General features: G+C 64.2%; 15 protein-coding genes. All 15 read right to left on the minus strand.

Annotation, left to right across the window (positions count from 1 at the left end; genetic code table 11):
• Window positions 1-144 precede the first annotated feature (144 nt).
• Entirely contained in the window at window positions 145-342 is a 198-nt protein-coding gene (locus tag QMC81_10545) for a hypothetical protein (GenBank protein MDI6907904.1), read from the minus strand.
• Window positions 343-361: 19 nt separating this feature from the next.
• Window positions 362-553: a hypothetical protein gene (locus tag QMC81_10550; GenBank protein MDI6907905.1), complete on the minus strand. Its 192-nt coding sequence runs from the start codon at window positions 551-553 to the stop codon at window positions 362-364.
• Window positions 550-1392: an ArdC-like ssDNA-binding domain-containing protein gene (locus QMC81_10555; protein MDI6907906.1), complete on the minus strand. Its 843-nt coding sequence runs from the start codon at window positions 1390-1392 to the stop codon at window positions 550-552. Before QMC81_10555 ends, QMC81_10550 begins: the two co-directional genes overlap by 4 nt.
• Window positions 1393-1466: 74 nt before the next feature.
• Window positions 1467-1883 (minus strand): hypothetical protein, encoded by a 417-nt coding sequence (locus QMC81_10560; protein MDI6907907.1) that lies wholly within the window; start codon window positions 1881-1883, stop codon window positions 1467-1469.
• Between the two features lie 108 nt (window positions 1884-1991).
• Window positions 1992-2636, minus strand: a complete 645-nt coding sequence (locus QMC81_10565) for a hypothetical protein (GenBank protein MDI6907908.1) — start codon at window positions 2634-2636, stop codon at window positions 1992-1994.
• A 20-nt stretch (window positions 2637-2656) separates the two neighbouring features.
• Window positions 2657-2920: a type II toxin-antitoxin system RelE/ParE family toxin gene (locus tag QMC81_10570; GenBank protein MDI6907909.1), complete on the minus strand. Its 264-nt coding sequence runs from the start codon at window positions 2918-2920 to the stop codon at window positions 2657-2659.
• Window positions 2910-3158 carry a hypothetical protein gene (locus QMC81_10575; protein ID MDI6907910.1) on the minus strand — a complete coding sequence of 83 codons (249 nt, stop codon included), beginning with the start codon at window positions 3156-3158 and terminating at the stop codon, window positions 2910-2912. Before QMC81_10575 ends, QMC81_10570 begins: the two co-directional genes overlap by 11 nt.
• Window positions 3159-3225: 67 nt before the next feature.
• Entirely contained in the window at window positions 3226-3966 is a 741-nt protein-coding gene (locus QMC81_10580) for a hypothetical protein (protein ID MDI6907911.1), read from the minus strand.
• Between the two features lie 442 nt (window positions 3967-4408).
• Complete coding sequence (locus QMC81_10585) at window positions 4409-4831, minus strand: hypothetical protein (protein ID MDI6907912.1); 423 nt, start codon at window positions 4829-4831, stop codon at window positions 4409-4411.
• Between the two features lie 12 nt (window positions 4832-4843).
• Window positions 4844-5662 (minus strand): hypothetical protein, encoded by an 819-nt coding sequence (locus QMC81_10590; GenBank protein ID MDI6907913.1) that lies wholly within the window; start codon window positions 5660-5662, stop codon window positions 4844-4846.
• Between the two features lie 34 nt (window positions 5663-5696).
• A complete protein-coding gene (locus tag QMC81_10595; protein MDI6907914.1) occupies window positions 5697-6197 on the minus strand; it encodes a metal-dependent hydrolase in 501 nt (166 codons plus the stop codon).
• On the minus strand, window positions 6194-6415 hold the full coding sequence (locus QMC81_10600) for a hypothetical protein (GenBank protein MDI6907915.1): 222 nt from the start codon (window positions 6413-6415) through the stop codon (window positions 6194-6196). The genes QMC81_10595 and QMC81_10600 overlap by 4 nt, the downstream gene beginning before the upstream one ends.
• Before the next feature lie 133 nt (window positions 6416-6548).
• Window positions 6549-8549, minus strand: a complete 2001-nt coding sequence (locus QMC81_10605; GenBank protein ID MDI6907916.1) for a type IV secretory system conjugative DNA transfer family protein — start codon at window positions 8547-8549, stop codon at window positions 6549-6551.
• Between the two features lie 16 nt (window positions 8550-8565).
• Complete coding sequence (locus tag QMC81_10610; protein MDI6907917.1) at window positions 8566-10326, minus strand: M23 family metallopeptidase; 1761 nt, start codon at window positions 10324-10326, stop codon at window positions 8566-8568.
• An 80-nt stretch (window positions 10327-10406) separates the two neighbouring features.
• Window positions 10407-12030, minus strand: a 1624-nt coding sequence (locus tag QMC81_10615) for a hypothetical protein (protein ID MDI6907918.1), incomplete at its 5' end; no start/stop codon positions are given.

Raw genomic sequence — 12030 nt, forward strand, 5'->3', positions numbered from 1 at the left:
GTTAACTTCCGCAGTGCTCATCGGCCCCACCCCCTTTCGGACCCCCGGCAGGTGGAGCCAACGCACCGATATCCCCCAAGGCTAATATACTACCACATTAGATGCAGGGCCGGGATCTCTCCCGGCCCCCTTTGCTCTCTTAGCCTACAACTCGAACCCCATTGCCCTCGCTGCGTTGCGGTCGTCCGTGACCGCCACTGGGCGGAGAAGCTCCAGGGTTCTTTCTCCCCTGGCGATCTCCTCGCGCAGGGACACCTCCCGGATGTTCGAGACGGCGACTCGGAAGGTCTCCACCTCGCCCACCACGCGGGCATCCCAAATCGTGTAGGTCAGCTTATCCACTGTGCATCTCCTTCCTTGGTCATAAGGCAATGGTCAAGACCCAGTGTCCGTTGCTGTCTTTGACGATTCCTCGACTCTCGGTGGGATGCCGCCGCGCCCGGCGTTCAAGCGCCCGCGCGGCGGCGACCACGGAACGATGGAAATTGTGCTTTCGAGACGGAACCAGGCGTTCAGTTCCATCTGCGATCCAAATCGCATAGAACATCTTCATGCGGCGCACCTCCTTTGATTCGCCGCCTCAAGCACCAGGTTCAGGCACTTCTCCACGTCCGCCAGGACGCGGAAGATGGCCTTAAGGGCCTGCTGCGGATCCTCGCCGGCGTAGCTTCGCACGTAGTTCCACGAATGCTTGTGGTACACCTGGATGCCGTATAATTCGCAGAGTGTCGCCGCGAACACCTCCGCCACGATCTCCTGTTCCGGCACCTGACCGCCCTGGAGCGGGCGGAAGGTGGCGTGCACGGCGTGGCCCAGTTCGTGGAACCAGGTCTTCACGTCGTGCGTGTGCAGGACGATCTTCCGGCCGTTGCGCCAGGTGAAATAGCCGTAGGCGTTTCCATCCCCCGGCTCGTAGATGACTTCCTCGACCCCGAATTGCCGTGCTATGTTGTACAGCGGCGGCAGTTCGGGCGGCGCATAGTCCGGTTCCGGGAGCGGGTCACCTTCAGTGTCGTCCAGGCGGAAGACCGGGACTTCCCGGAAACCGATAACCACCCGGCGCTCTTCCTCGTACTCCTCGCCCGTTTCCTCGTCGGTGACTTTAACAGTCTTTGTCTTCGTCACGGGCGCGAAGATATAAAACGCCTTTTCGCCTTTGCGCACCCGTCTGCCAACATCCTGCCACTGCTTAAAGCCTCTGGCATCGTCCGTGCCGGCGGCAAGCGCCAGCAGACGGTTACCCAGGCTCCAGCGGTCAATCGGGCGCTCCGTGCCCGGTTTGGGCTTAATCATCGTCCGGGCCACGGCGGCGGGCAGGTCGCCGCTCTCGAACATTTCAAGGAGGCGGCTTAAGGCCGCCTTTGCTCTTTCGGTCGCCCTCTCGGTGTTCATTCCTGCGGGACGGGCCTTTCCCGGCCCGCCCCATCCCTCCTTTCAGTGGAATGGTTCGGGCCGGAATTAGCTCTCTACGCCCCTAAGTGCCTGGCACAAGCGGCCGCCACAGCCTGGGCAAAATCAAGGCCTTTGAAGGTTTTCCCCAAAAACACCGGCTCAGCCTGACAGATCGGAGGATCCAAGTCTGGTCGGAGCACCAGGGCGTCCACACGAATATAATGTCCTTCACTGGTGCCCGTAACAGCGTAACAGGCGAGCCAGCGGTACCGGGGAAACTCCGCCTCGTATTTCGGCCGGATAAAGCTGTCCAGGTACACTATGTGAAAGCTCTCTTCCGGAAGCAGGTTTTCCGCCTTCAGCCTCTCTTTCAGTTCGCTGAAAACCTCTCCGACCGGCCGGTTTCCGATGTGCCTCACGTACCCGGGGTTCTTGGGGTCCGGTTCAAACAAGTAGATCTCGATGGGCTTGACGGGATCGCTACTATTCAAGTCAGCATATCTCACGTACACCTTCATGTTCGGCGGGGCGGTTTTCAGCCCGCCCCACTCACCTCCTTAGGCTAAAACACGAGCGAAGCGGGCCAACGCCTTCAAAACCTACAGCATTTCCGGCACGTGAGAAGCCATGCCGTTTTCTTCCCAGTTGGTTCCGAAGAAACCCCAACAACTGTCAATCATATTGCCTTCTTCATCCTCTAGGACGAATCCGTACACGTCCCCTTGGAGCCACTGGTTGTACTCTTCCACTTCGGCCTTGAGCGCGGCAATCACGCGGTGGCGCATCTTCCGGGTGATGCGCTTGACGCCATATTCTTCCCGCACTTTTTCTTTTGTCACGTAGATCCAACCGACTTGACCGCTGTCCCAGGGACAACTAAAGCCGGTGGTGTTCATCGCAAGGCCGCTGTGGTCGTACAGATATAGCGGGAGGATGATGGCCTTATCCTCGCGCACGTCATCGACGAACTGTTGAGGATTGGTGTAATGGTGCTTATCCCCCAAGTTGTAACGTCGGTGGAAGCACACCATCGTCCCCAGGTTATCCCACTCACGAGGGCTCAGACAGTTCTCGTCGTACAAGATTCTTAGAATACGGTCACCTTTCTTGATTTCCTGGAATTGCACCACGCTGACGGGGCGGGCTCCCGGCCCGCCCCATCCCCCCTTTCGGTAAGATGGTTTGGGCCGGTTGGCCTCAAAATGAGAAGCGGCCAGTTGATCTGGGCCGCTTCCAAAGCTCACCTGTTTTGTCTTACGCCCTGCTATTTGCGGTAGGCTTCCCTGCGATGCCTGATTTCGGCGATGTGAACCTCCTTGACCTCAAATCGGTACCGGAAAGTCACCCGCCAGTCGCCTACCCGCAACCTGTACCTTCCCTTGTACCCCTCCAGCTTTAGGATATCACCCCGGGGCGGGAAGGTACGCAAGCCGCTCTCAATAGCTCTTCTAACCCTTATCTGCAGGCTTCTTTCCAAGTGCTTTAGCTGCTTGATGGCCCTGGGTGAAAAGACTATCTCAAATTCCAAGCTCTTTCCAGACATCTTCAGCCTTCACACCCTTGCCGGCGTCGATTTCGGCAAGCGCCTCCTCGATCTCCGCCGCCTCTTCCGGCGTGATCCCCTCGGTCGGCCAGGCCATGGACTCCAGGATGACCCAGAGGGCCTGAACCTGCTCGTCGGTAAGCCGGTCGATCAGGGCTTTAACGTGCTCGCGCGGTATTGACATGGGAATCACCTCAAGGCCATTGTAACCCAAAGCGGCCACCCTTACCACTCCCTTCGGATCAAGGAACCCGCGCCCCGGCCGATGGCCGGGGCGTGTCTCTCGCGTTTTACGCCACTCGTGCATCCAGAGCAATGAATCCTTTATCGCCGTGGCGGCCTTTAACTTCGACCTCGCGGCCGACAGCACCGGCCAGAGTCTGGCCGACCCCGTTCTTGCCGTAGACAGCGATCTTCCCGCCATCGTCCAATTCACAGAAGGCCCGGATCGTCCCCGCGGACTTGCCGGCGCGGACCTCCAGAACAGTCGCCCGGAGGGTTTCCAGCCCGCCCGGATTCGCCGCAGTTCCGGCCGGGGTGGCCGGAGAGGCATCCGCCGCCGGGGCTGGAGCCTCATCCTTCTGGGCCTCGTCGGATGCGGTCACACCCGCGTAGGCCGTCAGGACATTCTCGGCGTCCTCAGCGTGTCCGGTGTTCAGAAGCGCCGTAACCAGGGCCACAACCTGCTCGTCGGCCTTGGCCCGAAGCCGCAGGCTTTCGAGGGCGGCGTCCAGAGCACGCAGGGCATTCCGATGAGCCTCGATCTTACCCTGGAGTTCCTGGTACCGCCCGTGCGCCGCAAGCCGGCGCACTTCCTCGAACTCCCGCATGGCGGCGTTGGCGTAGACGGGCTTGCCTTCCCGGTTACGCTCGGCCGCCACCTGGCCCGCAACCTGGATCTCGATCCTCTTGGACTCGTCCAGGCCGTTGTGCAGGGCGTCGGCCGCCTCGCCGCGCTTCAGAACAAGCTCCTCGGCCTTCGCCGGGGTCTCCCCCATTCTCTTCACGATTTCGCTCAAGATCCGCATCATGTTCGCCCATCTCCTTTCCCGCGTTGTGCGGATGTTTTATTCAAGGCCGTCCGGCCTTTGCTCCCTTTTTGAAAGCCGGGTGGGCACGTGGGATGCGTGCCCACCCGGTGGGCGGCGGTGCCCGGCACTCTTTCAGCCGTGTCGCCACCTGTATCTCCCTGGCCCCCGGTGCCTGGCGCTATTTCAGCCATGACGGGAAACCCGTTGCAGGGAAGGGAAGGGGGTTGTATGAAAAAAGAAAGACCCCGAATAAATCGAGGTCTATCTCTCAAACAAAGGGACAAAGCTTGCCCGGCCAAGCCGGGGATGGTAAAAGCTTGCCGCCTCAAAGGCGGGACGGTAAAAGCTTGCCCGGTCAAACCGGGGAGAACAGGGGTCACACACCCCTTACCAACAAGATAGCATACCGTCCCGCCGCGTCAAGAGGAAATCAGGAAATTTCTCAAGAAATTTTTCGGGTCCTCAAGCATTCCTTGAGAGGTCTTTCCCGCAGGTCTTCCAGGACACAGTAGAAGTCCCCGAACCGCACCTGGGCGCCCGCCGCCGCCACCCGGTAGGCCCCGGCCGGAAAGGAGACGTTTCCGCGCTCATACCGGCCGCCGGCTTCCTCGGCCCGGGCCGCGAACCAGGCCAGGACCTCCTGCGTGTCCAGGTCGAACCCGGTCCCGTCCACGGCCCAGAACTCAACGCCCCGCAGGCGAACCGGCGCCGCCCGGCTGGCGCCGCGCAGGTGTCGCAAGGCCTTCGCTAAGTCCCCGGCACGTAGTCCAGTCCCCACGGTCAGGGCGGCGAAGGGCGTCGGCCCGACGCGGGTCAGGAACTCGTACACGCGGGCGGCCTTCGGGGACGTTATGAACCCGAGCATCGGGCATCACCCCTACCACCCGCGCAGGCGCAGGCGTAGCTTTCGGTTGCCCCGGTCGAAGGTCGCCACGGCGCAGGTCACGCGGTCACCCGGGCGTATCTCCCCCACGAGGGGGTAGGGTGCGATTCCCAGTATGCCCGGGGTTAACTCGGGCTCCACGTAGACGATCCTCGCGGTCCCGGCCCTCGTCTCGCGCACCGTGTAGACCGTACCGGAAATGATACTGCCCCGTCTAAAGTCCGCGCGCTCCCACGGGTCCGGCCGGGCGTCCCGCACCGAAAGGACAGGCAGTCCGTCCTCGGCCAAGGCCTGCACCTTCGCCCTCAGGATTTCCCCGACCCGATATTGCCGGTTCAATGCCTGTGACAACCGCAACGCCGCCCGGACCTCCGGGATCTCCACCACCACCCCGCCGCCGATGTCCACGAGCAGCCGCGGAGGCTTGCCGTTCTCCCGATCGCGGCCGAGTATCGCCCGCACGGAGCACTCCAGGACCTGGCCCGTATGCGTGTCCAGCCTGGTCCGGGCCTCCTCGACGGCCTCCCGTCGCGAGCAAGCCACGAGCCCGAGGGTCCGGTCCAGGCCCTTCACTTTCACCCGGATGTCCTGCCCCACGAACCGCCTCATCAAAGACTTGTCCACCCCCGCCTCAGCGGCCGGGACGAGTCCGCGTGCGCCGTCGAGGTTCGGGAACGCCAAAATCCATGTCGGCACACCGTCGGGATAGTCCAGAGCGCCCACCCGGGCGGTGAGAACCGTCCCGCGTTCCTTGGCCTGAAACAGCGTCTCCCACTGGTCGGCAGGAACTTGATAGCTCTCGGGTTTCAGCATTTGAATCTCTCCTTTGCGAAGGGTTTCCCGCATGTCAGATGATCCCGCATACTTGCATCGTCAGCACGGTGAATAAAAGGCTTGCCGGGCCCTCGATAAGCCCCGTCCCCGTCCGCACGGGTCCCCGGATATGGTTGAACCGCGCCAGCCGGCCCGGCAGGGCCACCGGCGCGAACGGGGTCACGCCGGAGAGGGTCAAGCCGTCCAGCGGCAGGTGAGACAGCCCGCCGGCCAGGGCATAGGCGCCAACCAGGGCCGCCGTCGCCAAGCCCGCCGGGGCGGCCAGGACGAATGCCAGAACCGCGATCCCCGCACAGAACCAGACGGTGTGCGTTATCCCCCGGTGTCCGGCCAACGCGGAGATGACCACCGCCAAGATCGGCACCCTCCGCCCGAGCAGGCTCCCTGGGTGGTCGATGTCCGGCAGCAGCCCGGCTATCGCCCCGACGCCGGCTCCGAGCAAAGGTTCGCCCGCCGCCAAGCCGACCAAAGCACCCGCAAAAGCGCCGGCGGCGGCGTGCGTCACGCCCATCATGGCGCACCGCCTCCCGCTTTGCGCAAATGCACGCCCTGTGCGAGATGGCTGCGTGACACGGTGAAGTGGTAACCCGCCGGAGCGCGCAGGATGACCAGCCGGTCCGTGGCCTGGACCACCGTCCCTCGCGGGGCATACCCATCCCAGGGAGATGGGTTTTTCAGCCTCCACTCAACCTTCACGAAATCCCCGACCCGGATGCCGTCAACGACGTTCATCGGCACCCCTCCATCCCGCCGCCGCAAAGAGAGCGGCAGCCAGGAATCCCAGCAGACCGCCGACAAGAAAACCAACAGTGAAGCTCACATGTGACCACCTCCTGAAAAAGAAAGGCCCGGATCTCCCGGGTCTTCAGCCGATCCCCAATCTCGCCGCGGCTTCGGGGTCATACTCCTCTTCCACTTCCCCGAGTTTCCCAGTTTTCACCTTCGCCTTTCCCCCTCGCGTCCGTTCGGGGTCCTTTGGTGTTTCACCGCCCGCGGGGAACGGAGGCAGTTGCACCCCCTGGAGCACTTCCGGGAGCACTTCCTCCGCCCGGGCCTTTCCGGCCGCCGCGATCTCCGGGTACTGCGGCAGCTCCGTCCATGCCAGCTTTTGCAGATAGATGGGCCGCTTGCCGCGCAGGACGACTATGCTGTCGTCCTCCGGCATCTGCATTACTTCCCAGGGTGACATGATCTTCACGTTCTTCGTGCTCTCGCGCCGCTTGATCTCCAGGGCGTCCCAGGGGGTGGACACGTCGCGGGATTCGGTCACATCGCGTACGACGGCCTCTCCCATCGCCGACGTGAAGAACCGCGCCGATTCCTCGTCGTCCGCCGCCAGGCAGATCTTTATCGGACAGTTGCCGGCAACGGCCTTCCAGGCCCGCTCACGACTGTATAGTCCCTGCAGTTGCCCGATGTTCTGAATGGCTATCTGGACCCAGATCCCCCGGGACCGGCCCAAGGCGCACACCTTGTCAATGTCGGGAATCCGCCCGATGTTGGCGAACTCATCAAGGATGAATCGTACCTGGACGGGAAGCCGGCCGCCCGACGTGATCTCGGCGGCCTCCTTCAGTCGTTTGAACATAAAGGCATAGAACGGGACGAGCAGGCTCTTCAAGTCTCCGCCGTCGGGCAGGAGGAGAAACAGCGCCGTCTTCCTGCGCCCGATGTCCTCCAGCTTGAAGTCCGAGTCGGCCGTCAGCGCGGCCAGAGGCCCCTTTGTCAGCGCACGAACCTTATTCCGCACACCCTCAACGTAGTTGTCATAGTGCCCCTGGCATACGCGCCAGGTTTCGTAGGCATCCCGACCCACGCGGCCGGCGCGGAAGGCTTCGGCATAGGCCTTGTCCAGCGCCTCCTGCGGCCAGGACAGCACGGAAAGGGCGGCCCGCAGGTGGTTCTGTCCTTCGGGCAAGGCCCACCGGGCGAAACCCGCCGCGGCGGCGAACACGTTCTTCTCACCGCCGGAGAAAAAGGCGTGGTCATCGCCGGCGGCCGATATGAGCCAGTCGGTCATGTCCATCATTTCCTCGAAGTCGCGGCACTCCATAAGCGGGTTCCACCGGTGAGAGCGAGCCGGGTTGGCGACGTTGAAGCCGATAACCTCATAGCCCTCGGCCGCCAGCCACCGGGACAGGTCCTCGAAGAGTTCTCCTTTCAGGTCGGCAACGACAACGGACTGGCCGTCGCATACGGCGGCCACCACCTGGTTGCGAATACAGGTGAACGACTTGCCGACCCCTGTCGGTCCGATAATCAGGGTATGGCCGGCGATTTTGATCTTGCCCTTGTTCGGGTTCAGCCGGACGATCTGGCCTTGCAGCCGCCCCAGCGGCACTCCGCCGCCGGCGCTCTCGGTCGGCGGGCCGAAGTCGCACTTATCGGCCAGGTCGGCGGGCGTCGCCCAGCCGCCCTCGACTACCTCGCGCCCCCGTATCGTCCCAGGCCCGTGGCGGACCTTTGGGCGCAGCTTGACCCCCGCCGCCAGGCCGATCAGGCCGCCGAGCAGCGCGGCGTACCTGCCCGCGGCGTCCGCCGCGCTTCGCGGCCGCTCGGCGCCGATCCAGGCACGGCAGGTCGGCGGGGGCGGTGGCACGGTCTCCTTAAGATTGGCCGCGGCCATGAGTCCTCCGTGAACCACCCCGGCGGCGCACCAGGCGAGCAACAGCCCTGCAGTCAAGGGCAACAGCGTCAGCCCAATCCTCTGCGCCGTCGAGCCGCGCCGCGCCAGGGCATAGGCGCCGGCGGCCATCAGGGACAGCAGGAACAGGATCTTGGCCTGCCAGGCCAACAGCAACCCGGATATCAGCACCACTCCGGCGGCGCCTAAATGTAACGCCTTGGCTCTTAGCCATTCGTTCACGTGAACACCCCCAAAGTCAAATGTCCAGCCCCCGCAGGCCCGGCTCGGGGTCGATCCAGCCGTTGTCGCCCTCACACCCTGGCGGGCGAATACCGAAGTGCAGGTGCGGGCCTTTCGACCAGCCCGTGTTCCCGACTGCGCCAATCCGGTCGCCGGGTTTCAGCACCTGCCCCACGCGCACGTCCACGCGAGACAGGTGAGCGTAGAGGTATTCATACTGCGCGTCGCGGACGCGAACGTGTAGGCCGTAGCCTTCACTCCCGCTGTCGATCACCGCGTAGACGACGCCGCCGGAAACGCTCACCACGTCCGAACCCGTGGGAGCCGGGATGTCTATGCCCCCGTGGAACCTCCTATCCCCAAAGATTGGGTGTATGCGCCAGCCGAAGTGACTGGAGATGTCGTAGTACCCCGGAACCGGCCAGGCCGCCGGGCGGCTGCCGTAGGCCCGCGCCAGTTCCAAAATATCGTTGATGTAGTCCCCCGCCGCGTCCACGTCGTTCCCGTAGCCGCCGTACCGCGCCAGGGCGCGTTTTAAGGCGTCCGGCGGGTCGTCAAAGTCCAGACCATCCCAGTCCACCTTGTCCGCGCCGTATCCGGCCAGGACGTAGGCCCCGACGATGATCTGCGCCCTGGGGTTCCACTTGTCGGCCTCGGCGTCGAAGCCGTACCGGCCGGCCCAGTCGGGCCAGTAGTCGGGATGCAACTGCGTCAGGCCAAAGCAGCCGGTGTCGTCGTTCACGGCCGCCGGGTTCCAGGAGCTTTCACGCTCGATTATTGCCGCCAGGAACCAGGCGGGAATGCCGGTCAACCTCTCGGCCTCCTCCAGGTAGCCGCGGAACTCGGCGGGGATCGAGGCCCCGGAGACGAGCCGGACAAGAGATGTCTTGTCCATCAGCCAGGCCGTGTTCTCGGCCTGCGCGGAGAAGGCCGCGCCGGCCTCCAGGATGGCTCTGGCGGCCAGGACCGCCTGCTCGTCGTCGGGGATGTCCCACGCCCTGATGATGTACGGCTTGATGTAGTTTGAATAACCGTCCGCCAGACGCTCCTGCCCGGCGGGCTCCTCATAGGTCACGGAGCCCCCGTCGGGAAAGGTCTTCGTCACCCACCGGTACTTGAACGTGTAGTGCCCCTTGATTGTGTACGCCTCCACCAGGAGGTAAACGGTCTCCCGGTCGCACTCGCCGTCCGCATCGCAGTATTCGACGTAGGACTCTTTGTAGTAGAACCACGGGCGCAGGTTCTCCGCCGCGTCATCCAGCTCCCCTTTGACCCACTCCTCGTCTTGAAACTTGTCCTCCCCGGGAATCTGCGCGGCGCAGTAGAGCACCGGCGCGTACACGTCGCCCCATTCCAGGGCCAGCTTGCGGTCCTGGCCGAAACGGTCCACAAGCATACCCAGGCGTATCCCGCCCTGCGATGGATACCACCGTCCTTCGCCGCTAACGAGCCAGGTCTCTTCCATGTTCCACCTGTTGGCCTGCTCGACGGCGTAAATCTTGATCTGCGCATCCCGTTCGCTCGGCTCGACACCGGTCAGGGTCGCCCCGCCGGGCATGGCAGAGTAGAAGGCGGCGAAGACAACGCAGATAAGCAGAGCGACAGCCAGCACTATGCCCGCCGGAATGCCGATGAGGGCCAAAAGGTACGAGCCTATCGCGGCCAGGGCCTTGCCGGCCAGCAGGACGGCCTTCTTGGCCGCCGCTTTCGCGAGCCTCTTCGCCGCCGCCTTACCGGCCCGCGAGAATAGCTCCACCTGCCGCTCGTCCTCGTGCACATCCATCACCTCCCCCGAAAAGAAGCGCGGGGACAGCCCCGCCACGCCCTATGCGCCGGCTGCCCCCCGTTCGGTCAAGCTCAATACTGCCGTTGGTAGTGCCAGGCGTCCAGGGACGTGACACCGTCCCGATAGACTGGCCGAGGCGGCACGCGGATCCCTTCCGCCGGACCGAGAACGACTCGGCCCACGTCCAGGAGCCGGCTCCCCGCCGTCGAGACGTAGCCCGCCGCCTTCTGCGCGTAGGGAGAGGCAGCCACGTCAGCAGCCAACCCCCTGACCCGCGCCGCCGCCGTCTCGGCACCGGGCAACTTGGCCACGGCCGGGGCGGCTTTGCGCCAAACCGCTGTCCCGGTGCCGTGCGCCGTCATTGCGCCGATGGCCGCTATCCCTCCCGCGACCCGCGCCAGCCCGGAGGCCGCCAGGTGGCCCCCCGGTACGCCGGCCAGGGCCAGGGACGCCAGTGCTGCCGTTCCTATGGCGGCCGTTTGTCTGGCTACCCCGCTGGCGTGCAGGGCGCGCTGAAAAGCCGGGGACGGGGCGTATCCTTGCGGGTGCGGCCGCGGAACGGCGCCGGATGGCGGAGACCCACCCAGACGGGCGGGGGCGCTTGGCGGGACGGGCCGCCCGTCCGGGCCGTAGAGCGTAGGGGTGGTCCCGCCAGGAGGCGAGCCGTAAACCGTTGGAGCCGTCCCACCGACGGAAGCAACACCGCCAACCGGGGACCCGCCGTCAACCGAGCCGGCTCTCCAGCCGGGGGCAGCGCCGGCTGGGGTGCTCCATCCTACCGAAGGCTGCCCTCCAGGCAGCACGGGCCCGCCGCGGGCCGGGGGCATGCCGCCTCCCGGCGGCAGGTTGCCGCCCCGGGAAGGCGGCACCACACCGACCCCCCGTCCGCCGCCAAAGGTCGCCCCGGCGACGCGCGCGACGCCGGCGATGCTGCCCAGGCCCGCCACCGCGACAAAGCCCGAGCCCGCCACCCCGGCTTCATTGAAGCCCGCAAAACGGGCGACTATGCTCTGCAAGCTGTTGCGCAGCGCCTCGGACAGTGGGATGAACGTCCAAAGCATGATCAGGACTTGCACCCAGGTACCGTGGCCCATCTCTTTCACGTCCGCGAATATCAGAATGGCGCATAGTACCAACCCATGGGCGACCGGCATCATTGCGTTGCTGACCAATTCCCCCAGCCAGACCGTGGCGGCCGTGGTGTTCTTGTTAATGGCCCAGATCATGGCCGCTATCGGCGTAAACGCGAAGAACACCGTCAGAGCAATCTTGCGGATGAGGTAGAGCACATTGAGGTAGAGCATAATGCCGGTAAGAAAGACACGCACAAAGGCCGTTCCCAGGACACTGCCGGTGTGAATCCCTTCCCCGGTCATAGAGACCGTACCCCAGTCCGAGATGGGACGGCCGAGGTCGGCGGCCACGGCGTTGTAAGCGCCGATCAGGGCCTCCATCATAATGGCTACGATCCACATCAGCGTCGAAACCATCAGCGGAGCCAGGGCGACCATCGCCACCGCGCCCAGCCAGCGTTGAACGGCTTCCATCGCCTCTTTGCGCGCCGTCACGCTCACGCCGGCGAAGATCAGCCGGTATGCCGTAACGGCGATGACGATGATGAAGAACGGTGCGGTGGCAATGGCTATCGCCCAGTACCACTTGGAGAGATACTCCATCTCATTGCCCTGCCAGGGG

This window comes from Thermoanaerobacterales bacterium (assembly GCA_030019475.1).
Classification (GTDB): domain Bacteria; phylum Bacillota; class Desulfotomaculia; order Desulfotomaculales; family JASEER01; genus JASEER01.